The following is a 23,983-nucleotide window of genomic DNA, read 5'->3' as shown; positions in this document are numbered from 1 at the left end:
AATTCCTAGTTACACCCTAAATTTCAACGATTTTTATAATTTAGAGCAATATAGAGATAAAACGTTTTAAAAGATGAATCTTAAAGCTTCATCTAGACTAGGTAATCTTCCAATTGATCGTCGGATAACAGCTTTAGTATCTCATCGGAAATTTCAATTGGTAGAATATCTTTCCAAGCTTCGTCATTAGCTTTTGAGCGATAAACTGAATAAGGGTCGTCATCATGTCTAGACTTACTTTGCTTAATAAAATCAATTGTCTGACTTTCAATCTTTAATGACAAAAATTCGAACAAATGTCTAATAGTTGACTCCGTGTTATCGTTTAGCTCTGAGTACTTGACAATCTTGAATTGAAGTGGATATTTCTCTTCTAAAGCAACAAACATTTTTGTTACCTCTAACCACTTATAAAAGCCATAAAACTCCTCATCTCTCCCCAGGTTTTTTTTATTTGCGTACTTCCATTCTTCAAATATGTCCCAGCTCGAATCAAACTCTTTTGGGGCTTTATACCAAGACGCGATTGTTGATAATGGATTTCGAATTATACCTATTATTTTTAGACTATCATCCAGAGATAATAAGTGTTCTACCAAGTTTAAATACCTAGTTTCTTTAAACATTACAGTACTTAGGCTATCTGACTTTACAAATCTAGGATAGCCTTTATGAGCTCTAGATGTCATTAATGCCATTTCATCTGAAGAATTTAAAATCTCATTAAAAAATGCGTCAATATCCTCAAAAGAAGAGCCTATGTTGAGCCTCTCTTTATGTTCAAAAGAGAATAAAGGTTGGAACCTTAAAGCAATAGATGGGTGGCTATTAAACAGCTGACTTAGCCATGAAGTACCCGACCGTGGAACACCAAACAAAGCAACTTTTTTCATACCCTCTCCAACAAACAATCAAATCGATAATAGGTAGAGTAAAGCTCACGGTTCTGAGCAATAACTTTCATTTTAAATCCAAAATAGTTGCCTATTGTTTCAATTTCAGATTTATCCCACCATTTCCCTAAATGTGGTGTACCTTTGGACTCACACTTTTCATAATAATCCATTTTTTCTTCAGTATCGTAATACTTTGATATACAGTTACGATCTGGAATACCACCAATAAAAATTTTTATTATATTTGAATTAGCGGAGAGTAAGCCCATAACTTTAAAAAAACCATCATTATCTATATGCTGTAAGCCTTCATACATATATACGCTATCACACTCGGATAGATACTTAGGGCTTATAGTTGTCACATCAGAATTAACATAAGTAATATTATCGCTGCTGTTAACATGGTTTGCAACTTTGATTAAGTTTTTTGAATAATCCACACCTATAACCAAATTACAGTGTTTAGCCACTTCAATAGTCAGTAATCCATTTCCACAACACAGATCAACAACTCTCGACTGCTCATTCAGATTAAGTTCACTACAAATAGTATCTACAATCAAAGTAATTTGACTCTGATCTACTTCTATACCATTTACAGTTTTTCCTACTTGTTTCAGAAGATTTTCTGGTAATTTAGATACATTCGAATTAAAGTGTTTTAACCAGTAGTTCATGCCTCGCCCTCTATCTTATATTTAGTCAAAAGATCTAGTACTTGTTCTTTGTTATTAAACATAAAAACATCAACAATTGATAGAGAAGGTTCGAATGCCTTTAACTGTTTATAATCTACACTGTCAGTAGAAAGGAAATCTAGTTTTATACCTGAATTTGTATATTTAAGAACATCGAACAAGTCTTTCCCTGCAATAGGGTTAATATATTCATGTCCATTGAGTTGCTTTGTTATAGATAGAGCCCAGTCTCCCGGCCCAGACACATCACTATAGTCAAAGCTATATTGAGATGAAACTAACACTTTCTTTTTTATATCCAAATAACTTAATATTGAAATTATAATATGTTTATTTAAATCAACAATACTACTCCCTTTATAAGATTGGAGTATTTCTTCAACCAGCCTTATTGTTTCTTTATAATACGGTGCCTTTTTTTTGTAGTGCTCTAATTGGGAAATTATCTTTGATTTCCAATCAGAAGTTGGGTGTATTTTAATATCTTTTATTAGAGAGTAACTTGAGTGTTTTTCTAAAGGAACACCTATATATTGCCAGCCTTCATTTGGCTTCAATACTCTGTTTCTGTTAATCCAACCTCTGTGTATATACTTAACATCATCGAATAAAACAAAAATATCAGATTCCACTATTAGTTGAAAATATCCCAGGTAAGGAAAAAAATACGGTTGCATTATTGCAATTTTCATTTAGCCGCCTTCTTTATCAAGTTGATAATTCTTTCAACATCTGAAAAAGACAAGTTAGCGTAAATTGGAAGACATATAACTCTTGAACTAGCTGAATTTGCTACAGGTAATAATACCTTTGCACCAGAACGAACACCCTCATACTCTAAAAAATTAGACACCAGTGGGTAAAAATACTTTCTTGTCATTATGTCATTCTCTGCTAGGTAGAGAAAAAGCTCATCACGAGACATACCATAGAGACCTTCTTCAATCAAAATTGGGAAATATGAATAATTATAACTAACACCTTCAAATTCCTTAATGAGCTGAATTCCCGGTATTTGAGATAAAGCGGAACGATAGAGGTGCGAAATTTTTTTACACTTCTCTATTTGTTCATCGACGTACTCTAACTGAAGCAGACCATATGCTGCTTGTATTTCGTTCATTTTTCCATTGATTCCCAACCCGATAACCTTTTCCGGACCTTCAAAGCCAAAATTTTTAAGGTAATCAATTTTTTCTTTCATTTGGTAATCATTTGTAATCAATGCCCCTCCCTCAATGGTGTTGAAGATTTTAGTTGCATGAAAACTCATCATAGATAAATCACCACAATTGAGAATAGATTCCTCATCTTTTTTGACGCCAAAAGAATGAGCTGCATCATAGAATAATTTAAGATTGTGCTTATCTGCAATTTTTTTTAAAGCTTCTACGTTACATGGAGAGCCATATACATGAACGGGGATAATTGCTTGTGTGTTTTCGGTGATTAATTCTTCGATCTTATTAGGATCTATATTTAACGTATCAGGGTCAATATCACAAAAAACAGGCGTACATCCGTTCCATTTTATTGCATGTGTCGTTGCAACAAAAGTAAATGGTGTTGTAATAACCTCACCTTTTAAATCAAGGGCTTTCAGACCAACTTGAAGAGCAACTGTTCCATTGCAAAATAATGAAACATATTTCACCCCTAGATGCCTTGCAAGAGCTTTTTCTAACTCTTGATGATAATGGCCATTATTTGTTAGCCACTTACGATCCCATATTTTTTCTAATAGCGGAATAAATTTATCAAGAGGTGGTAATGATGGCTCTGTTACAGTAATTGTCATACTTTTTATCACTTTATTAATAGAGGTAATCTCAAGAAATTCGTTAGCTTAATTTAGTTTTATTAAAGCATTTCACACGAAAATTTAATTTTTGACACCGATAAAGTTGCAAATAATTGTAATGTTATATTTTATACATTAGTTACAGATAACTCTGGGAATAAATGCACCTTTGCCCATACAGTAACATTTGGTCTTACACCCATTGTAAAAACAACAGCGTTAGGCACTACATCGATATACTCATAAAGTTCGTTTTCAACCTGAGTTGCTGTTATTGAAGCTTCCAAAGAATATGCATTTTTTTGAAGTGGAAGCTTTAAACGATACTCAACAATATGCTTGCTCTCTTGAGACAAATTTATCATTGCCTTATCTGCAAGCATAAATGATCCACTCACAATATTAATTTTTTTATCATCAGAAAGTTTGAAGTTAACGCTGACCTTTCCTTCCATAAAACTCTTTAGATATATTCTGATTTTTACATCTTGGTTAAACTTTGTTTCTGAAATTTCTACGTCATTGAGGTCTAGAAGCTCTACATTAGTTATTTTAGCTTTTCCTGTTCCATACCTAAATAATTCGACTCTTCCATCGAATCCAACTGAATCTTCAAACTTCCCTTCATAGTCTATCAAAGACTCAATAGTTTTGGCTGATCCCAGTTTTGACTCATTTTCTGTAGATATAGTATCTTCAGTATTAGAGATATTTTGGTTTAATTTTTCTCTCATCTCTTTCATATAAAGATCTGCTATATCGCCAGCATCTCCAACAGCCTGTACAGTTCCGGATTTTATATAGATTGCTTTTTCACACAAGCTCTTAACACTACTAATATCATGACTGACAAACAGAATCGTAGTGCCATTATCTTGGATTCGCTTCATTGCTGTCATGCATTTAGCTTGAAAGTTCATATCACCAACGGCTAATGCTTCATCAACAATAAGTATGTCGGGATCAATACTAATAGCTATAGAAAATGCTAATCGCGCGAACATCCCGGAAGAATAACCACGCACAGGTTGGTTGATGTGTTCACCTATGTCTGCAAATGCAATAATTTGATCTAGTTTCTTATCGACATTTTCTTTAGATACTCCCATCAAAGAGCTGTTAACGTAGATATTTTCTATTCCCGTTAACTCACTATTAAACCCGGTACCCAGTTCTAGTATTGATGAAACGACGCCATTGACTTGAGAAGCCCCTGAAGTTGGAGTTAAAACTCCGGTAATAATCTTAAGAAGTGTTGATTTTCCGGCACCATTTTGACCAATTATCCCTACAGTTTCACCTTTTCGTATATCAAAGCTTACATCTCGAAGGGCATAAAAATCCTCGTGATAGATTTTTCTGAATGGGTGAAGAGCTTCTTTAAAACGATCCTTTGGATTGTGATACATAGGATAAGTTTTAGTTAAATTTCTACAACTTATGGCAAGTTCGCTCATCATTTAAACCTTCTATAATACGTCCGCAAAGTGCGGCTTCAATCTTTTAAAACAAACAATCCCGAGAGATAAAGTGATCAAAGTCATCAACCAAAAATAAGCGGTCCAACTCATCGATTCCCAAAACCAAATCTCGGTTGTTAGTGTGTTTCTATAACCTTCAGTAATATAGAATACTGGATTTAGCTTAAACACCCATTGGTATTGTTGTGGTATCATCGCGATATCCCAAAAAATAGGGGTTCCCCAAAAACCTAACTGTATAAGTACTGCGATAAATTGCCCAATATCTCTAAAGAAAATTACAATAGAAGAAGTGATCCATGAAACACCTAGCATCAATAATAGTGAACAAAACAAGTAATATGGTATTTGCAACCAATTCATACTGGGGTAATAACCATATATAATGGCTATTGAAAAAAGTATCAGAATAAAGAACAAATGAATTATCAAAGCCGATATTATTTTCACTATTGGCAGCAAACTAACTTTAAATACGATCTTCTTTACAATACTGGCTTGTTCTACAATTGAATTAGTTGCATTTGATAACATTTCGGCAATAAAAAACCATGGGATCATTGCAGATACTAACCAAAGGGTAAATGGTACTCCATTAGATGTAGGTTGTGCTTTAAAACCAACTTGAAAAACAAACCATATGATCACAATCGTAACAAGTGGTTGAACAAAAGCCCAAATACCGCCGAATAGAGAACCAAGGTATCGATTCTGGATATCACGTTTAGCCATCGAAATTAATAACTCTCGACTACCATAAATACCCTGAATAAATTTAAATGGTAATTTGTACATTTTGCTACCTTATAATTTCATCTAACAGTATGTTTAGTTCATAAATACAGTTCACTTCGAAAAATCAACTATAGGCAATATTTCATGGAGTGTTTGACCCTGTCTATCTTTTTCAGATAGAGTAACGCAATCACTAATCGGCCAATCAACATTTACAGTTTGATCGTTCCAGATCAAACAATGCTCAGCGTTAGGGTTATAATAATCCGTGCATTTATAAACAAACTCAGCTTCATCGCTAGTCACATAAAATCCATGCGCAAACCCCTCAGGGATCCATAACTGCCGTTTGTTCTCTGCAGATAAATACTCCCCGACCCATTGACCAAACGTCGGCGAACCTTGACGAATATCAACGGCAACATCAAACACTTCACCAGACACCACTCGAACTAGCTTGCCTTGAGTGTTTTCTGTTTGATAATGCAAACCTCGTAAAATCCCTTTCTTTGATTTAGAGTGGTTATCTTGCACAAATTGTGTCGACTTACCCGTCACTAACTTTTCAAATTGTTTTTGATTCCAGGTTTCCATAAAGAAACCACGCTCATCACCAAACACACTTGACTCTATAATTTTCACATCTGAAATGCGAGTATCGATTACTTTCATTTTATTATCCGGTATACGCTTGAATATTATTTAAAGCGGCCTTCCAATCACTCGGTTCAATAGAGAAGCTTGCCATAATTTTCTCGTTACTTAAGCGAGAGTTACTTGGGCGCTTTGCCGGTGTTGGATATTGGTCAGTAGTAATACTTGTTAGGGTCGGCTTTCTCTCAAGAACCTTTTGTTGAACAGCAACATCAAAAATGGCGTCAGCAAAATCAAACCAACTGACATGAGGTAGACCTGAATAGTGGTAAACACCATATTCAACCTCATTTCCCTGAGTAATGCGTTTCGCGATTTGAATCAATGTATTTGCAATATCACCTGCAAATGTAGGCCCACCAAACTGGTCACCGACAATGCTTAAGGCGTCTCTACTTTCAGCTAAACGCAGCATGGTTTTCACGAAATTATTACCATTCTCACCAAATACCCATGCAGTGCGAAGGATAACGTGTTTATTACATGCTTGTACTACAGCGATTTCACCAGCGAGCTTACTTTCACCATATACGCCTTGAGGCTTTGTAGTATCCGTTTCCATATACTCGCCAGCTTTATTGCCTTCAAAGACATAATCCGTCGAGATATGCAAAATAGCTGCGTCAATACTTTGTGCCGCTTGGGCCAAGTATTTTGGACCGTCACGGTTTATCGCATAAGACAGTTCAACTTCCTCTTCAGCTTTATCCACTGCAGTATGCGCTGCGGCATTGATAATGATGGTAGGTTGAAACCCGACAACGGCGGAATTGACAGCAGCTTGACTCGTAATGTCAAGATGCTCCCTATCAAGCGCTAACACTGTTATATTCTCATTATTGGCTAACTGCTCAGTGAGGCAAGAACCAACTTGACCATGGCAACCGGTAATTAGTACACGCATTAAGCCTCAGCCTTTTTCTTTGCTTCATTAACCAAACGCGTTAAGTACTGGCCGTATTCATTTTTCATCATTGGTTTAGCTAAAGTCAGAACTTGTTCGTCACTCAACCAACCATTACGCCATGAGATTTCCTCTAAGCAAGCCACTTTTAAACCTTGTACATGCTCAATGGTTTGTACAAAAGATGAAGCTTCATGAAGACTTTCGTGGGTGCCTGTGTCTAGCCATGCAAAACCACGGCCCAGTAACTCCACGTTCAGCGAGCCATCATTGAGGTACATTTCATTGAGGGTTGTAATTTCTAACTCTCCACGATGAGACGGCTTCACTTGTTTTGCCATTTCTACAACTCGATTATCGTAAAAATACAAGCCTGTAACTGCATAATTAGACTTTGGTATTTCCGGCTTCTCTTCGATAGATACTGCTTTCATATTTTCATCAAATTCAACGACACCAAAACGCTCTGGGTCTTTGACTTGATAACCGAAAACAGTAGCGCCAGATTCTCTTGAAGCTGCATTCTGTAACGTTTGTGAAAACGCCTGCCCATAAAAAATATTATCACCAAGCACCAAACATACGCTGTCATCACTAATGAACTCTTCACCGATAATAAATGCTTGTGCTAAGCCATCTGGGCTTGGCTGAATCGCGTATTCAAGATTAATACCAAAATCAGAGCCATCGCCGAGTAGACGCTGAAAACCTGCATTGTCTTCTGGTGTGGTAATAATCAAAATGTCTTTAATGCCAGCGAGCATTAATGTCGATATTGGGTAAAACACCATTGGTTTATCGTAAATCGGCAAGAGTTGCTTTGATACTCCACGAGTCAACGGGTATAGACGAGTCCCAGAACCACCAGCTAAAACAATACCTTTCATTATTTACTTCCCTTTGATTCAGTTGTTTCTACACCTAAACGTTCACGTTGATAGCTACCATCTTGTACATTTTGACACCACGTAGAATTATCTAAATACCATTGCACCGTTTTCTTTAGCCCTGTTTCAAACGTCTCCTCAGGTGTCCAACCTAGCTCACGCTGCATTTTAGATGAGTCAATGGCGTAGCGACGGTCATGACCAGGACGGTCTTGAACATAGGTGATTTGCTCTGCATACGCTGACTCTTTCGGTACCAACGTATCTAAGATGCCACAAATCGTGTTCACCACTTCGAGGTTTTTCTTCTCGTTGTGGCCGCCAATATTGTATGTCTCCCCCACTTTACCTTCAGTCACGACTTTGTAGAGCGCGCGCGCGTGGTCTTCGACAAATAACCAGTCACGGATTTGGTCGCCTTTACCGTAGATAGGGAGGTTTTTTCCTTCCAAGGCATTCAAGATGACCAATGGGATCAACTTTTCAGGAAAATGATAAGGGCCGTAGTTATTTGAACAATTCGTTACCATCGTTGGAAGGCCGTAAGTGCGTAACCAGGCTCGCACAAGGTGATCGCTCGATGCTTTTGACGCCGAGTATGGGCTTGATGGCTCATACGAAGTTGTCTCTAAGAACATCGGCAGCTCAGAGCCTTCAGGCACTTCGTCTGGATGTGGAAGATCACCATACACTTCATCAGTAGAGATATGGTGAAAACGAAATTCTGCTTTTGCACACTCTTCAAGCGAATTCCAGTATTCGCGAGTCGCTTCTAATAACGTATATGTGCCAACTATATTTGTTTCAATAAATGCCGCGGGGCCAGTAATAGAACGGTCAACATGTGATTCGGCCGCTAGGTGCATGACAGCATCCGGTTTGTGCTCAACGAACACTCGATCAAGCTCTGAACGATTACAGATATCCACTTGCTCGAACGAGTAACGTTCATTCGAATCCACTTCTATAAGAGATTCTAAGTTACCTGCATAAGTTAGCTTATCAACGTTTACCACACTGTCCGTTGTATTATTTATAATGTGACGTATAACTGCTGAGCCGATAAAACCAGCGCCACCGGTGACTAATATCTTCACAAAAACTCCTAAAATATAGCTTTAAAATAAAAAAACTAACACGTACGAGCAATCTCCATCAGGCATGCTACCGCCCTTTGGTCACAAAGCGAAAACCACACTACGCATTCAAACATTTAAAATGTAAATTCCTCTATTATCTATGTATCAGTGGATATAATCAAAAAAAAATGCAGTTATGTGCGCGGGTAAGCTAACTCTATGTACACCAAACCCCAAAACTCGCTATACTCCTGACCTATAGTTTTTCGCCCAATAACGAATAAGAGTTCAAGATATGCAAGAGTTAGTTCCATTTGTTCAAGAGAATATGATTTTAGCCATCGTATGGATCGGCTTGGTTGTTGCCATCATTGCGAACGTTATCAAAACATCAAACGCTGCCTACAAAGAGATCACGGCAGCACAAACCACACATCTGATTAACCGTGAAAACGGCGTTGTGGTGGATATTCGCACTAAAGATGAGTTCAAAAAGGGCCATATTACGGACGCAGTTCACATTTTGCCGTCAGACATCAAGGCAAATAGCTTTGGTAACCTTGAAAGCCACAAAGCTGACCCAATCATCGTAGTATGCAAGACAGGTCAAACCGCTCAAGAAAGCGCGAATTTGCTGGTTAAAGCAGGTTTCGAAAACGTAAGCGTACTGAAAAGCGGCTTAGTGGCTTGGAGCGAAGCTAACCTACCTTTGGTTAAAGGTAAGAAATAGGTTAAAGGCAAGAAGTAGTTAAAGGTGAATACTTTTAAAGACAAACAGCCGTTAACGACAAGCAGTAAGCTGACCTAATTACACGAATATGACTTTAAGGTTTTGTTCGGTAGATATGACGAACAAAACCTAATTATAAATTTTTAAGGACAAGAAAATGGCTGAAGCAGCACAACAAGACGCACAACAAAACTTCTCAATTCAACGTATCTTCCTAAAAGACGTATCTTTTGAAGCGCCAAACTCTCCAGACATGTTTCAAAAAGAGTGGAACCCAGATGTAAAACTGGACCTAGACACTCAAAGCCGTGAACTTGGCGAAGGCGTGTTCGAAGTAATCCTACGTCTAACCGTTACGGTTAAGAACGCAGATGACACTGCATTCCTTTGTGAAGTTCAACAAGGTGGTATCTTCTCTGCAAGCGAAATGGAAGCTGGTCAACTAGCACATTGCTTAGGTGCTTTCTGCCCTAACATCTTATTCCCATACGCTCGTGAAACGATTTCTAGCCTAGTGGTTAAAGGTACGTTCCCACAACTGAACTTAGCGCCAGTAAACTTTGATGCTTTGTTCATGAACTACCTACAGAACCAAGCGCAACAAGCTGAAGGCGAACAGGCTTAAGTCTCACAGTAGAACTTAACTCTAACGAACGCTTAAATAGCTTATGTTATAAGAAGCTTAGCTTTTAAATGCACATCGCAGCTTCTGCGATGTGCATTTTTTATTTACACTGTATTTTGATAGAGAGCTTTTTCTTCTTAATTTAGAAAACATCTCAAGAACTCTTCGATTTCCCTCATTATTTTTAGGTGGAAGCATGACAGAAACAACTCGCCCGACTAACACGGCAGACGCTTACGGTAAAGACATTGCGATGACAGTGATAGGCGCCGGTTCTTACGGAACCTCTTTAGCGATATCTCTAGCGCGTAACGGTGCCAATGTTGTTCTTTGGGGACACGACCCTGTTCATATGGCTCGTCTTCAATCTGAACGTGCTAATAATGAGTTCCTGCCAAATATCGACTTTCCAGAAAGCCTAATCATCGAATCCGATCTTGAGAAAGCAGTAACAGCAAGTCGTGACCTTCTCGTTGTTGTGCCTAGCCACGTGTTTGGTATTGTTTTAAACAGCCTGAAACCTTACTTAGGTACAGATTCTCGCATCTGTTGGGCGACCAAAGGCCTAGAGCCAGAAACAGGCCGCTTACTTAAAGATGTCGCGCACGATGTGCTGGGTGATGGGTACTCGCTAGCGGTTCTATCAGGGCCTACTTTTGCCAAAGAGTTAGCGATGGGCATGCCAACGGCTATCTCTGTCGCTTCACCAGATGAAGTATTCTTAGAAGAGCTGCAAGAGAAGATCCACTGCGGTAAAACATTCCGCGTATACGCAAACTCAGATTTCATCGGCATGCAACTTGGCGGCGCGGTGAAAAATGTTATCGCAATTGGCGCAGGCATGTCGGATGGCATTGGTTTTGGTGCCAATGCTCGAACTGCACTGATCACGCGTGGTTTAGCTGAAATGAGTCGCTTAGGCGCTGCACTGGGTTCACAACCCGAAACCTTTATGGGTATGGCTGGGCTGGGCGATCTAGTACTAACCTGTACTGATAACCAATCACGCAACCGTCGCTTTGGTTTGGCACTTGGCGCAGGCAAAGATGTAGATACCGCACAAGAAGAAATTGGCCAAGTCGTTGAAGGTTATCGCAACACCAAAGAAGTTTGGTTATTATCAGAACGCATGGGCGTTGAGATGCCAATTGTTGAACAAATTTATCAAGTGTTGTATCAAGGAAAAGATGCACACTTAGCAGCGCAAGACTTACTTGCTCGAGACAAGAAGTCAGAAAGATAATAAGAGCGGATACGGGTAACTCAAGAGCAGTAGAGAGATTCGAGTAATCGAGATGCGAAAAGATGAAGAGCGCCTTCAAACGTTCGATGACAATGCTTTTCATTACTAGTATCTCACGACTCTAATCTGTTCTTTACATCTCGCTCTTCGTATCTCGAATATCGGTTACTCGCACCTGCTCTTATAGCTCTTCGAATCTCTTATCTCGCTACACGTATCTGGTTTAAATGAATGGATGGAAAAATGAAACACTGTGAACAGCAAAAGGTTTGGCAATGCATTGTGAAGGAAGCTCGACAGCAGTCAGAGCAAGAACCTATGCTTGCGAGTTTTTACCATGCCACCATTATCAACCACGAAAGCTTAGGCGCTGCATTAAGTTATATCCTAGCTAACAAGCTAAAGACGGCTTCAATGCCCGCAATGGCGGTGCGTGAAGTAGTTGAACAAGCATTTAAGCAAGATCAATCGATTATTGATGCGGCTGCTTGTGATATCTGCGCGACGGTAAATCGAGATCCTGCGGTCGAGATGTACTCGATGCCTCTGCTTTATCTGAAAGGCTACCATGCTTTGCAAGGTTACCGAGTGGCTAACTGGCTATGGAAGCAAGGGCGTATTGCACTTGCTACTTACCTACAGAACCAAATTTCAGTTGCTTGCCAAGTGGATATTCACCCAGCCGCTCGTATCGGTAAAGCGATCATGCTCGACCACGCCACCGGTATCGTGATTGGCGAAACAGCCGTAGTTGAAAATGATGTATCTATCCTTCAAGACGTTACTTTAGGTGGTACCGGTAAAGAAGGTGGCGATCGTCACCCTAAAATCCGCGAAGGCGTAATGATTGGTGCTGGCGCTAAAATACTCGGCAACATTGAAGTGGGTGAAGGCGCGAAGATTGGTTCTTGCTCTGTGGTTCTTCAGGCAGTACCACCACATACGACCGTCGCTGGAGTTCCTGCAAAAATTGTAGGAAAACCGAAAACCGACAAACCATCTTTAGATATGGACCAAGGGTTCAATGGTCGCTCTCAGAACTTCATCCATGGTGATGGGATTTAAGAGCAGATTCGAGTAACCGAGATACGAAGAGCTTAAAAGCAGATGCGGGATTCGATTAGCGAAATTCGAAAAATTAAGAGCAGATGAATACAACTAAATGACGATAATGATGAAACAAATTCGAGCCATTAGCCGGACTCTTCTGATATCTACCAGCCTTTGCGCTGCTCTGTTATCTACATCGTCACTTGCCGCCTCTCAGGGGGAACTGAAAGGCGTCTCAAGCGAAATATCTCGCCAACAAAAAAACCTTTCCTCACAGCAGAAAAAACTCGACAACCTACAGGCAAACCTCAAGAAACAAGAGCTATCCATTGTTTCGCTTGAAAAGGCGATTCTAGACAGTAAAAAGCAACTCAATACCGCTAATGCTAATATTGCTAACTTAGACACCAAGATTAAAGCGCTCACAGCACAGAAAAAAATCCATACCGATAAGTTAGAGCAACTGATTCAGACTTACTATATGACAAGTCGAGCTAAAGCGTCTTCTCACATCCTCAACACTGGTGTGGAAGAAGATCGCATCAGTCACTATTACCAGCACCTCGCCAAAGCTCGCTCCGCAACAATCAAAACGATTGAACAGACGCAACTTGAATTAGAAGAAAGCCATAAACAGCGTCAACTTGAGCAAGAACAGATAGCAACACTGTTAAAACAACAAACCACCAAGCGCGATACCTTAGCCAAAACCCAAACACAACGTAAGAAAACCGTTGGCAGTATTAAGAAGAATATTTCTGGCGACAAAAACTACTTGGCTGAACTTCAACGAAATGAAACTCGCCTGAAAGCTGAAATAGCAAAAGCAGAAAAAGCGGCTCGAGAGAGACGTAATGCCGTCCCTATGGATGGCCTAGCAAAACGTAAAGGCAAACTACCTTGGCCAATCAAAGACAAAGTACTACATAACTATGGTTCACGCCAAACCGGCCAAGTAAATTGGAAAGGCATGGTGATCAACGCCAAGTACGGTCAGCAGGTAAAATCGGTTTACTCAGGTACAGTTGTATTTGCAGAATATCTTCGTGGCTATGGTTTAGTAGTACTACTTGACCACGGTAAAGGCGATATGACGCTCTATGGTTTTAACCAAGCGCTACTGAAAAAAGAAGGTGATAAAGTTAAAGCTGGTGAGGCCATTGCGCTTGCAGGTGACACTGGCGGCCAAACGCGCCCATCACTGTACTTTGAGATTCGCAGAAACAGCCAAGCTCAGAACCCGAAGAGTTGGTTAGTTCGATAAAGAGCAGATGCAGGATGCGAGTAACCGAGATGCGAAGAGCTTAAAAGCAGATGCGAATGCGAATTCTCCAGATACAGATACAGAAGGGTTAAAGTAGGTACGAGGAAAAGGTACTAATTAATCTTGAGCAACCCAAAAGAGTTAAGAGGCCTTGAACTAGTCACGTACAAAACCTCGTCATTCCAGAGTTGAGGGACGAAATATCTGGAATCTCAGTCTCATATATTATTTGTCATGTTTAATTCACCACAACACAAAGATTCCCTATCACGCTCGTACCTCGCTGTAGGGAATGACGTCGCTATTTACAATGCGTGATAGAAGACATCGATACGAATAACATGTTAACCAAGAGCTTTAAAAAGCGAGTGCAGTAATCGTATTAATGAGTAACCACCGCTCTTCGAATCTCGGTTACTCGCATCTGCTTTTAAGCTCTTCGTTACTCGTATCTTTCTACTTTGAGTTCAACGCCCTTACACCATCTTCCAACAATGTCAGCTGCTCAAAGCCTTGAGCTGTCGCAATCGGTTTAACGGTCGCGATCATCTGCAACATTCCTTGATGTACAACTTGCTCAGTAATTTGAGCTTTTGGAGACATCGCAGATTGATACGCCAACCAACCCGATGCGATCAAGTGAAGAGAAGTGACCATCGACTTCATTTCCGCATCCGTTGCTTTGAGCAAGTTCAACTCAACAAAGGCTCTCATAATATCGACAAGGTTGGTTTGCAATCTTTCTTGCACAGCCATGTAATCAAGGTGGAGTTTTTCATCACGTGATAATATTTCAGGCAGATTCGCATAGAAAAATCGGTACTTCCACATTAGCGTGAAGATAGAATCTAAGTAGGTCTTTAATAGCGTCAGGCTTTCTTGCTGGCCTTGAATCGGCGTGAACCTTTCAAGCAACTCTGTTGAATAGAGGGTGAAGATATCACGTACAATTTCTTGTTTGTTACGGAAGTGGTAGTAGAGGTTACCAGGGCTAATCTCGATATGCTCAGCAATATGATTGGTCGTAATACTACGCTCGCCGTGCTCATTAAAAAGCTCTAGAGCAGCGTAAACAATCTTGTCACGTGTTTTCATTAGTTACTAGTATCCCTATCCGTTTAGTGGTTCAGTATATCGCCACTAAGCGGATAGATCGAGCTGATAACATCTGGTCGAATTAGCAAACGCTAAAATTCACCTTCAATCCATCACACCTTTGATCAATCACAGCTGTAATTAATCGCTGCTGGAATCAATCACTGCCAAACAGGTCTCGTGTGTACACCTTATCTGCTACGTCTGCGATTTCTTCTACCATTCTGTTGGATACAATCACATCTGATACGGCTTTAAACTCTTCGAGATCAGAATACACCTTCGAGTTAAAGAAATGCTCTTCTTCCAACACAGGTTCGAATACGACCACTTCAATACCTTTAGCTTTCAAACGCTTCATGATCCCTTGGATGGAAGAAGCACGGAAATTGTCAGAGCCCGCCTTCATGATCAAACGATAAATACCGACAATTTTAGGCGAGCGCTTAATAATTGAATCCGCAATGAAGTCTTTTCGGGTACGGTTTGCATCAACAATCGCACCCACAATGTTGTTTGGTACATCTTGATAGTTTGCTAATAGTTGCTTGGTGTCTTTTGGTAAGCAGTAACCACCGTAACCAAATGAAGGGTTGTTGTAATGATTGCCGATACGAGGGTCTAAGCCAACACCTTCGATGATCTGACGAGAATCCAAGCCATGCGCTTCCGCGTAAGAATCAAGCTCATTGAAATAAGAAACTCGCATCGCCAGGTAGGTATTTGAGAAGAGCTTTACTGCTTCCGCTTCTGTGGAGTGAGTAAATAGTACGTCGATATTCTCTTTTTCTGCGCCTTCAACAAGAAGGTTTGCAAACACTTTAGCTCGCTCAGAACACTCACCAACAATGATTCGTGATGGGTGCAGGTTGTCGTACAGGGCTTTGCCTTCACGTAAAAATTCTGGCGAGAACATAATGTTTTCACAGTTCAAATCTTGCTTAACGCGCTCAGTATAACCAACAGGTACCGTTGATTTGATCACCATGACGGCATTCGGGTTAACCATCATTACGTCACTAATCACCGACTCTACAGAACTGGTATTAAAGTAGTTCGTTTTAGGGTCATAGTCGGTTGGCGTAGCGATAATAACGAAATCTACATCTTGATACGCTTGCTTATCGGTTGTGGCTTGAAAACTCAAAGCACGATTAGCCAAAAACTCTTCAATCTCTACATCCATGATTGGCGATTGCTTGTTGTTCAACATCGATACTTTTTCTTCGACGATATCAACTGCAACAACATCATGATTCTGCGCTAACAACATCGCATTGGATAAACCTACATAACCGGTACCCGCAACTGCAATTTTCATGATAATACCTATAATTTCGAGTGCTTACTGCGCACTTACCTAAGACTAATCTGCTCATATCATACTCCGCTTAAGGAATTATTCCACTAGCCCGTCTTTGTCATTCCTTGCTATACTCGCGGTAGTTTTATATTCAAAAGAGTAGGAAAAATATGATTATCGTAACTGGTGGTGCTGGCATGATCGGCAGCAATATTGTGAAAGCACTCAATGACGCAGGCCACAACGATATTCTAGTTGTCGACAACCTCAAGAACGGTAAAAAGTTCAAGAACCTTGTAGACCTAGACATCACTGACTACATGGATCGCGACGACTTCCTAACTCAAGTTATGGCTGGCGATGATTTCGGCCCTATTGAAGCTATTTTCCATGAAGGTGCTTGTTCAGCAACGACTGAATGGGATGGTAAATACATGATGCTTAACAACTATGAGTACTCAAAAGAGTTACTGCACTACTGTGTTGAGCGTGAGATCCCCTTCCTATATGCCTCTTCAGCTGCCACTTACGGTGAGACAGAGACTTTCATCGAAGAGAAAGAGTATGAAGGCGCATTAAATGTCTACGGTTACTCTAAACAACAATTTGATAACTACGTTCGTCGCCTAACCGCGGATGCTGTAGCGCATAACGAGACGTTACCTCAAATTACTGGTTTCCGTTACTTCAATGTTTACGGTCCACGTGAAGATCACAAAGGCAGCATGGCCTCTGTTGCTTTCCACCTAAACAACCAAATGAACGCCGGTGAGAACCCGAAACTGTTCGCAGGTAGCGAAACATTCCAGCGTGATTTTGTGTATGTCGGTGATGTTGCAGCAGTAAACCTGTGGTTTTTAGAAAATGGTGTTTCTGGCATCTTTAACCTAGGTACCGGCAATGCTGAGTCTTTTGACGAAGTTGCCAAAGCGGTAATTAAGCACCACGGTAAAGGTGAAATCGAAACGATTCCTTTCCCTGAGCATTTAAAAGGCGCTTACCAAGAGTTTACTCAGGCTGATCTTACGAAACTTCGAGCAGCTGGCTGTGATGTGGTATTTAAAACCGTAGCGCAAGGCGTTGATCAATATATGCAAATTGTAAACAAGTAGCATCACATTAAATTTAGAGGACGGGGACAACACTCCCCGCCCTCCTGACGTCTTATACCAGGCAAGGCAAAAATTAGATTAGTGCTGCAAGCAAGTACTCTATATCTTCCTCGAATACAATAAATGTAAAGTGGTATAGAAAAGCTAAGTAACTTTTAAGGTTAGTGATTTTAAATGACAAATCAACGCGATGACTTTGATCCAAAAGCTTACAACCCTAGCTTTCGATGGGCATTCCTCGCTCCTAAGCTATGGGGAACTTGGTTAGCCGTTATATTGGCACTCCCAGTAGCCCTACTTCCATTACGCTTTCATCAATGGTTAGCGCGCATTATTGCTTTAAAGCTATCTAAATCGAAAAAAGGCCCAGCTCATAGAGCCCGGGTGAACTTTGAACTGTGCTTTCCGAATCTTAGTTTTCAAGAGCGTGAGCAATTAATTTATAAGACGCTATACACGGCTAGTGTTTTTGTACTTCGCTTTAGCTTACTGACTTTAAAATCAAAATATTGGTTACAAGAGCAATGTGAATTCGTTGGGAAAGAAAACCTAACCAAGCACACTGATAACGGTGAAAATGTCATATTATTAGTCCCACACTCATGGGCTATTGATATTCCAGCAGTAATGCTTGCGTCGATGGGCCTCCCTGTCTCTGCAATGGCAAAGAAGCAAAAGAACCCTGTGTCTGATTGGCTTATGCATCGTCAAAGAGTTCAATATGGCGGTCGTGTGTATGAACGCTCTGGTGGAATAAAGCCATTTATCAAATCAATAAAAGATGGCTATTTGGGGTATTACCTTCCAGATCAAGACCATGGAGCTGAGCTTAGTGAGTTCGTTAGCTTTTTTGATACAACGAAAGCTACCCTACCAGGGCTAAGTAAATTGGCTAAGTTATCTAGAGCTAAGATAGTTCCGCTTTTCGCATCCATCGACCCTGAAACAGGAAAGTACACCTTAGAAGTACTACCCGTCCTTGAACTTCAGAGTGAAGATCAGGCAGATGCTCGAGCTATGAATCAAGCTATTGAGACGTTTATTGAGCCAAAGCCAGAACAATACATGTGGATTCTCCAGCTTCTCTATACACAGCAAGATGGAACGAACTTCTATAACTTGTTTAAACCTCGCTATGACAGTGACTGGACAGTCGATTCATACAATTACACTAACCATAAAAAATAAGAACAAGACCAGAAATGACAATATCCTCCAATATTCGCTTTAACGCCAGTTCACTTGTTTCTGGGGTATTTTTTTCGTGTTTACTATTAACGGGTTCTAGTTATAAGCTTGCGGCGACCCCTCTTCTATTGGTTGCTTTGTTTTCTTTACCATGGACTATTCGCCATAAAAGCAACCCTGAGATTAAAGCAGCGATTTGTGCCCTGCTTGGTTATTTTGTGGTCACTGCATTATCGTTAATAATTTATGGTGGTGATTTAGGCCAATTAGATATGCCTACCCGTGTCATATTTGCAGCCATTATAATGCTATTTATTTCGACTACTCCCCCTTCAATAAAAATAATTTTTCACTCCATATGCTTAGGTGCGAGTATTGCAGGAGTCCTTGCGATTTATGATTTTATAAGCTCAGGGGGCCGAGCATTTATTGACAATGGATACATGGTAATTCAAGCAGGTGGGATAGCCTCTTCTCTAGCTTTGTTGTCCATTGTATCTCTAATTTATGCGAAGCATACTCAAGATCGTGCGTTGGTTTTAGTATCAATGATAAGCACAATCCTTGGATTATCTGCAACTCTACTTGCGGGAGCCCGTGGAGCTTGGTTGTTGCTTCCTTTAATCATTGCTTGTTTATTCTATTATTATAGAAACTACTTTTCTTTTCGCTCTAAAGCGATATCTGTATTTTCAATAGTTGCTGTAGTGATTTTCTCTTACCCTACTATTGAGCCCAGAATCAGCTCTATGATTTCAGACATTCATGAATATCAAAACAACGATTCTCAAACATCTTCAGGCTTTCGTTTAGAGATGTGGAAATCAGCGACTTATTCAGCTTTAGACAAGCCCATATTCGGTCAAGGTTTTGAAGGCGTAAAACAAGCAAAAAAAGAGCAGGTAGAAAAAGGCTTAGTTGACAAAAGTGTTTTAAATTATAAACGAGCTCACAACCAGTTTTTTGAAGAGCTTCAAACAAAAGGATTGATTGGATTATTCGCTATGCTTGCCTTCTTTGGCATTCCGCTCTATCTATTATGGAAAAAAGTTCAAAAATCAGGCTCTAGAGATAACCAATACTTTTTTGCAGTCGCGGGCATTGTCCACATAACATCAGTGATTGGTTTTAGCTTGACTCAACATTACCTCGCACACCATTCAGGTATTCTTTATTACACAATAGGCACTGCAATATTTTTTGGGGCCGCCTATTCAAACAATATCAAACCAGAGACCATAACATCATGAAAATCCTGATAATAGGGCCCTCTTGGGTTGGTGACATGGTGATGTCTCAATCTCTATACACAACACTGAAGCAACAATATCCAGACGCGATTATAGATGTTATCGCTCCAAATTGGTGTAAACCCATTTTGGAGCGTATGCCAGAAATTAACCAAGCAATTGATATGCCTATCGGCCATGGAGAGTTCAATTTCCTTGGTCGTCGTGCTTTGGGTAAGACACTACGAGCAACTCAATACGACCAAGCTTTCATTTGTCCCAATTCAGCAAAGTCGGCGCTCATCCCTTGGTTTGCTAATATCCCAAAACGAACGGGATGGAAGGGGGAAATGCGCTATGGACTATTGAACGACCTTCGACCAAATAAAAAGTCGTTTCAATATATGGTCGAACGCTATGTCGCATTAGCACACCCTAAAGAAAATATGCTTGATTCTAGCTCACTTGGTGGACTTAAACATTTACCTCGACCAGCTTTAACCATTGACAAGAAAGAGCAACTCGCAACCATTAGAAAGTTCAACCTAGATCTAGATGGCGGTATCATCGGCCTTTGCCCTGGGGCAGAATTTGGCCCTGCAAAAAAATGGCCTGAAACGCACTACGCAGAAGTTGCAACTGCAATGAGTAAACTAAACAAACAAGTCTGGCTGTTTGGTTCACAGAAAGATTTCGAAACTTGTAATAATATTAAGGCATTGGTACCTGAAGGTCTACGCCACAATATACATGTATTAGCGGGTCAGACGAGTCTGATTGAAGCCGTTGACTTACTTGGAGCATGTCAAACTGTAGTCGCGAATGATTCTGGCTTAATGCATGTTGCTGCCGCGGTTGGTTGTAAAGTCGTAGCAGTTTATGGGTCCACATCACCCAAATACACGCCACCTTTAGCAAAGAAAGTTGAAATCGTACATACCGATATTGCCTGTCGACCTTGTTTTAAGCGTGAGTGTCAATTTAACCATCTCAAGTGCTTGAGTGAGCTATCACCAGCACAAGTACTCTCTAGTATTCAAAGACTTGAAGCGATTACGGTTAGTTCATGTTAATTCGCACGCTTTACACTCTATTTCTCACTTTAGTTTCCCCTGTACTATTATTTGGGCTCTATAGAAGCAAGCCAAACAAGCCAAAATTTGGAAATCGTTGGAAAGAACATTTTGGGATAATCCAGAAACTAAAATCAAATGATCGCCCGATCTGGATTCACGCAGTATCAGTAGGTGAGTGCATCGCCGCTACCCCATTAATTAAAGCATTGAAAAATGAAAATCCGACACAACCTATTTTAGTTACAACAACAACAAGTACCGGCGCGGAACAAATTTCAAAGCTTGGTTCTTTGGTCGAACATCGCTACATGCCGATAGATTTTGCCTTTGCTGTTCGATCTTTTTTAAAAGCAACTCAGCCTTGTAAGATGTTGATAATAGAGACTGAACTTTGGCCAAATACACTTTATGAAGTAAACAAGTTTGGTATCCCTGTTACCATTGTAAATGCTAGGTTATCCCAAAAATCTCGTGACAATTACGCCAAATTCAAACCAATTTTTAACATCATCGAGCCATGTTTGACTCAAGTACTATGCCAACATAAAACTGATGCTGAACACTTCCAGTCTTTAGGTGTACCTCAAGATAAGTTAAAAATCACTGGCTCGATCAAATTTGATATTGAAATATCACCTCAATCCAAACGACTAGGCACTAAACTACGTCAACGCCTCGGATGCGAACGTCCTATTTGGATTGCAGCAAGCACACACAAAGGCGAAGATGTTCTAGCCTTGAATGCGCACAAACATATTTTAGAGCATATTCCTAACGCATTACTTGTATTAGTTCCCCGACATCCTGAAAGATTTAATGATGTATTTTATCTATGTGCTAATGAAGGATTTAAAACCACTAGGCGTACATCAAAAATACCGATTGAAGAAAGTGTCCAAGTATTCCTCGGGGATACAATAGGTGAAATGCTAACTTTTCTAGGCGCTAGCGACGTGTGCTTCATGGGTGGCAGTTTAATAGGAAATGAAGTCGGAGGACATAATGTTCTGGAGCCAGCAGCTTTAGGTATCCCTACTATCACAGGACCAAGCTACTATAACTTTTCATTTATTGTTGAAAGCCTAATTGATATTGGAGCAATCCAAGTATCAACCCCTCAGAGCTTGGGAAGTGATATATCTAGATTGCTCTTAGAGCATGAGGAACGCTACAAGCAATCAAGAAAGCTTCTTAAGTTTATGACCGAAAATAGCGGTTCTTTAGATAAAACAACCACATTAGTTAATGAGTATTAGTATGAACCTTTTCTTAGTGACATCTCCATTACAGTACATCTGTGCTGTTGAAGCTCGAGAACACTTGCGCTGCAAAAATAACATTCTAGTTCTCATGAATCAAAATGGCACTCACGGGCTAACTCAACAACGAAAAATCGTAAACCTAAAAGATTGGGATCATGTCATTGAAATCGAGCGAGGAAACAGAAGCTTTGTATTTCCTAAAGTAATTAAAGAAGTTAAAAAGATCCTTAATACAAAAAGGCTGTCTCACTTTTTTTATGCTGAGTATAACGCTTGGTGGACGAAGTTACTTATTCGGAACCTTCCCATCGACAAAGAAATCTATTTTGATGACGGTACATTAACACTTCTTGAGTACAAAAATTTCATTCTCACAGAGAGTGAATTTTATCGACCTCGTCTAATTCAAGATTTTGTCGTTCGTTGTAATGGTAGCAAGCCGGTAGGTCGCTTAGCTCAATCTGACAATCTAGAAATATTTACTATGTTTGATTTAAAACCCGGTAAGTTCACCATACATAAAAATTCTCTGGAAAGCCTAAAGAGTAAATATGGGCACCCCGCACTGTATGATGAAAAGGCTCCAATAGGCTTTATTGGTCAAGGTGCCATTGGTGACAAAAACCAAAAAACTATCGATGAATATTTAGCAGAGATATTAAAGGTTTCACATGATGCACAAAGAGAGATCCTTTACTTTCCTCATCGAACAGAAAAACAATCAGTCCGTGATGCGCTAATTAAATCGGGGAAAGTAAAGTACCATTGTAGTGAGTACCCTTTAGAAATAGAGCTTATCGACAAAAAAATAAATCTATCATCACTTATCGGGACATTCTCAACCGTGATGTTCTCATGTCGACTTCTCTACCCCAAAATGCCAATATATTCAATCTCGAGTCACTATCCTGATAAGGCTTTTGAATTGGAATTAAAGGAACAGATGTTAAGCAACAACATAAAGGAATTTATCGCAAAATAGACCTTTCCATAAAAAACTGAGCCAAGTCAAAATCGATTTCAGTATCGATATCAAATGAAACATCACTATCCATCACGTAAGCATAGGTCTCTGATGTATAACGTATTTCATTGTATTCACGGAGCTTTTTCACATTAAAGATGTAAATAGCTCCATTGAGTCGATAATATTGACTTATGTCTTGAGATCTTGATAGAGCCTCAGGTCTAATAAAGTCACCCATAGAATTATCTTTAGGCAGTGTATTAGACCAAAGAGGGGGATGTTCACAAGGCGTAACAGATACAACTGAAAATGCTTCCTGTTCCATGAATAGCTCTAGAGCTTCATCAATATGTTCAGCTGTTCGTAGAGGAGATGTCGGTTGAAGTAAGACCACAACATCAACGTCAGGTGCAAATTTTTCTAAACTATAAAGCAAAACATCTTCTGTTTTTGCAGTATCAGAGGCTAGTTCAGCAGGCCTCAGCTCAGGCAATTCAGCATCCAATTGACAAGCAACATCCGCAATCTCTTTATCATCAGTACTGACAAATACACGATCTATATATTGACTCTTTTTTCCTGCCTCTATACTCCAATTAATTAGCGGTTTACCTGCTAAAGGAAGAACATTTTTTCTAGGTAAACGTTTACTCCCACCTCTAGCGGGAATAAATGCCATTATCTTCTTATCATTTAACATA

General features: G+C 39.9%; 24 protein-coding genes. 11 read left to right on the top strand and 13 right to left on the bottom strand.

Annotated elements, in window-relative coordinates; translation table 11 throughout:
* Positions 1–92 precede the first annotated feature (92 nt).
* The 10 genes from DUN60_RS15440 to rfbB all read right to left on the bottom strand — a co-directional run bounded on the left by DUN60_RS15440 (position 93) and on the right by rfbB (position 9,156).
* Positions 93–893: a sulfotransferase family protein gene (locus DUN60_RS15440; protein ID WP_114634233.1), complete on the bottom strand. Its 801-nt coding sequence runs from the start codon at positions 891–893 to the stop codon at positions 93–95.
* The gene (locus DUN60_RS15435; RefSeq protein ID WP_114634232.1) at positions 890–1,576 is read right to left on the bottom strand and encodes a class I SAM-dependent methyltransferase; all 687 of its coding nucleotides are present in this window, start codon (positions 1,574–1,576) and stop codon (positions 890–892) included. The genes DUN60_RS15440 and DUN60_RS15435 overlap by 4 nt, the downstream gene beginning before the upstream one ends.
* On the bottom strand, positions 1,573–2,289 hold the full coding sequence (locus tag DUN60_RS15430; protein ID WP_114634231.1) for a WbqC family protein: 717 nt from the start codon (positions 2,287–2,289) through the stop codon (positions 1,573–1,575). Before DUN60_RS15430 ends, DUN60_RS15435 begins: the two co-directional genes overlap by 4 nt.
* Positions 2,286–3,395 (bottom strand): DegT/DnrJ/EryC1/StrS family aminotransferase, encoded by a 1,110-nt coding sequence (locus DUN60_RS15425; RefSeq protein ID WP_114634230.1) that lies wholly within the window; start codon positions 3,393–3,395, stop codon positions 2,286–2,288. Before DUN60_RS15425 ends, DUN60_RS15430 begins: the two co-directional genes overlap by 4 nt.
* 131 nt (positions 3,396–3,526) lie before the next feature.
* Positions 3,527–4,858 (bottom strand): ABC transporter ATP-binding protein, encoded by a 1,332-nt coding sequence (locus tag DUN60_RS15420; protein WP_114634229.1) that lies wholly within the window; start codon positions 4,856–4,858, stop codon positions 3,527–3,529.
* Between the two features lie 9 nt (positions 4,859–4,867).
* The gene (locus DUN60_RS15415) at positions 4,868–5,674 is read right to left on the bottom strand and encodes an ABC transporter permease (RefSeq protein ID WP_114634228.1); all 807 of its coding nucleotides are present in this window, start codon (positions 5,672–5,674) and stop codon (positions 4,868–4,870) included.
* A 51-nt stretch (positions 5,675–5,725) separates the two neighbouring features.
* Positions 5,726–6,286 (bottom strand): dTDP-4-dehydrorhamnose 3,5-epimerase, encoded by a 561-nt coding sequence (gene rfbC / locus DUN60_RS15410; protein ID WP_114634227.1) that lies wholly within the window; start codon positions 6,284–6,286, stop codon positions 5,726–5,728.
* 4 nt (positions 6,287–6,290) lie between these two features.
* A complete protein-coding gene (rfbD, locus tag DUN60_RS15405; protein ID WP_114634226.1) occupies positions 6,291–7,172 on the bottom strand; it encodes a dTDP-4-dehydrorhamnose reductase in 882 nt (293 codons plus the stop codon).
* Positions 7,172–8,059, bottom strand: a complete 888-nt coding sequence (gene rfbA, locus DUN60_RS15400) for a glucose-1-phosphate thymidylyltransferase RfbA (protein ID WP_114634225.1) — start codon at positions 8,057–8,059, stop codon at positions 7,172–7,174. The genes rfbD and rfbA overlap by 1 nt, the downstream gene beginning before the upstream one ends.
* Positions 8,059–9,156 (bottom strand): dTDP-glucose 4,6-dehydratase, encoded by a 1,098-nt coding sequence (gene rfbB, locus DUN60_RS15395; RefSeq protein ID WP_114634224.1) that lies wholly within the window; start codon positions 9,154–9,156, stop codon positions 8,059–8,061. Before rfbB ends, rfbA begins: the two co-directional genes overlap by 1 nt.
* Positions 9,157–9,433: 277 nt before the next feature.
* Between rfbB and DUN60_RS15390 the strand changes: the two genes are divergently transcribed.
* From DUN60_RS15390 to DUN60_RS15370, 5 genes are all read left to right on the top strand, one after another.
* Positions 9,434–9,868 (top strand): rhodanese-like domain-containing protein, encoded by a 435-nt coding sequence (locus DUN60_RS15390; RefSeq protein WP_114634223.1) that lies wholly within the window; start codon positions 9,434–9,436, stop codon positions 9,866–9,868.
* 157 nt (positions 9,869–10,025) lie between these two features.
* Positions 10,026–10,493, top strand: a complete 468-nt coding sequence (gene secB, locus DUN60_RS15385; protein ID WP_114634222.1) for a protein-export chaperone SecB — start codon at positions 10,026–10,028, stop codon at positions 10,491–10,493.
* A 196-nt stretch (positions 10,494–10,689) separates the two neighbouring features.
* Positions 10,690–11,736 carry an NAD(P)H-dependent glycerol-3-phosphate dehydrogenase gene (gpsA, locus tag DUN60_RS15380; RefSeq protein ID WP_114634221.1) on the top strand — a complete coding sequence of 349 codons (1,047 nt, stop codon included), beginning with the start codon at positions 10,690–10,692 and terminating at the stop codon, positions 11,734–11,736.
* Positions 11,737–11,979: 243 nt separating this feature from the next.
* Positions 11,980–12,801, top strand: a complete 822-nt coding sequence (gene cysE, locus DUN60_RS15375) for a serine O-acetyltransferase (protein WP_009847961.1) — start codon at positions 11,980–11,982, stop codon at positions 12,799–12,801.
* A 97-nt stretch (positions 12,802–12,898) separates the two neighbouring features.
* The gene (locus DUN60_RS15370; RefSeq protein WP_114634220.1) at positions 12,899–14,050 is read left to right on the top strand and encodes a murein hydrolase activator EnvC family protein; all 1,152 of its coding nucleotides are present in this window, start codon (positions 12,899–12,901) and stop codon (positions 14,048–14,050) included.
* A gap of 456 nt (positions 14,051–14,506) precedes the next feature.
* On the opposite strand, the gene DUN60_RS15365 is transcribed toward DUN60_RS15370, so the two are convergent.
* Together DUN60_RS15365 and DUN60_RS15360 are read right to left on the bottom strand one after the other, a co-directional pair.
* Complete coding sequence (locus DUN60_RS15365) at positions 14,507–15,145, bottom strand: TetR/AcrR family transcriptional regulator (RefSeq protein WP_065106098.1); 639 nt, start codon at positions 15,143–15,145, stop codon at positions 14,507–14,509.
* A 157-nt stretch (positions 15,146–15,302) separates the two neighbouring features.
* Positions 15,303–16,466 (bottom strand): nucleotide sugar dehydrogenase, encoded by a 1,164-nt coding sequence (locus tag DUN60_RS15360; RefSeq protein WP_114634219.1) that lies wholly within the window; start codon positions 16,464–16,466, stop codon positions 15,303–15,305.
* Positions 16,467–16,618: 152 nt separating this feature from the next.
* Here DUN60_RS15360 and rfaD point away from each other — a divergent pair, with 152 nt between their 5' ends.
* The 6 genes from rfaD (at position 16,619) to DUN60_RS15330 (ending at position 23,297) form a co-directional block, all read left to right on the top strand.
* On the top strand, positions 16,619–17,560 hold the full coding sequence (gene rfaD, locus DUN60_RS15355) for an ADP-glyceromanno-heptose 6-epimerase (RefSeq protein WP_114634218.1): 942 nt from the start codon (positions 16,619–16,621) through the stop codon (positions 17,558–17,560).
* Positions 17,561–17,734: 174 nt separating this feature from the next.
* Positions 17,735–18,748: a lauroyl-Kdo(2)-lipid IV(A) myristoyltransferase gene (gene lpxM / locus DUN60_RS15350; protein ID WP_114634217.1), complete on the top strand. Its 1,014-nt coding sequence runs from the start codon at positions 17,735–17,737 to the stop codon at positions 18,746–18,748.
* 14 nt (positions 18,749–18,762) lie between these two features.
* Entirely contained in the window at positions 18,763–19,998 is a 1,236-nt protein-coding gene (locus tag DUN60_RS15345; protein ID WP_114634216.1) for an O-antigen ligase family protein, read from the top strand.
* Positions 19,995–21,050, top strand: a complete 1,056-nt coding sequence (gene waaF, locus DUN60_RS15340; protein WP_162808223.1) for a lipopolysaccharide heptosyltransferase II — start codon at positions 19,995–19,997, stop codon at positions 21,048–21,050. Before DUN60_RS15345 ends, waaF begins: the two co-directional genes overlap by 4 nt.
* On the top strand, positions 21,044–22,309 hold the full coding sequence (gene waaA / locus DUN60_RS15335) for a lipid IV(A) 3-deoxy-D-manno-octulosonic acid transferase (RefSeq protein WP_114634214.1): 1,266 nt from the start codon (positions 21,044–21,046) through the stop codon (positions 22,307–22,309). Before waaF ends, waaA begins: the two co-directional genes overlap by 7 nt.
* Position 22,310: 1 nt before the next feature.
* Entirely contained in the window at positions 22,311–23,297 is a 987-nt protein-coding gene (locus DUN60_RS15330) for a glycosyltransferase 52 family protein (RefSeq protein ID WP_114634213.1), read from the top strand.
* On the opposite strand, the gene DUN60_RS15325 is transcribed toward DUN60_RS15330, so the two are convergent.
* The gene (locus DUN60_RS15325; protein ID WP_114634212.1) at positions 23,284–23,982 is read right to left on the bottom strand and encodes an acylneuraminate cytidylyltransferase family protein; all 699 of its coding nucleotides are present in this window, start codon (positions 23,980–23,982) and stop codon (positions 23,284–23,286) included. The two genes, DUN60_RS15330 and DUN60_RS15325, sit on opposite strands and share 14 nt — an antisense overlap.
* Between the last annotated feature and the right edge of the window lies 1 nt (position 23,983).

Origin of the sequence: Vibrio splendidus (assembly GCF_003345295.1) — a bacterium.
In the GTDB taxonomy this organism is placed as follows: domain Bacteria; phylum Pseudomonadota; class Gammaproteobacteria; order Enterobacterales; family Vibrionaceae; genus Vibrio; species Vibrio splendidus_K.
This window is presented reverse-complemented; position numbering and strand designations above follow the sequence as displayed.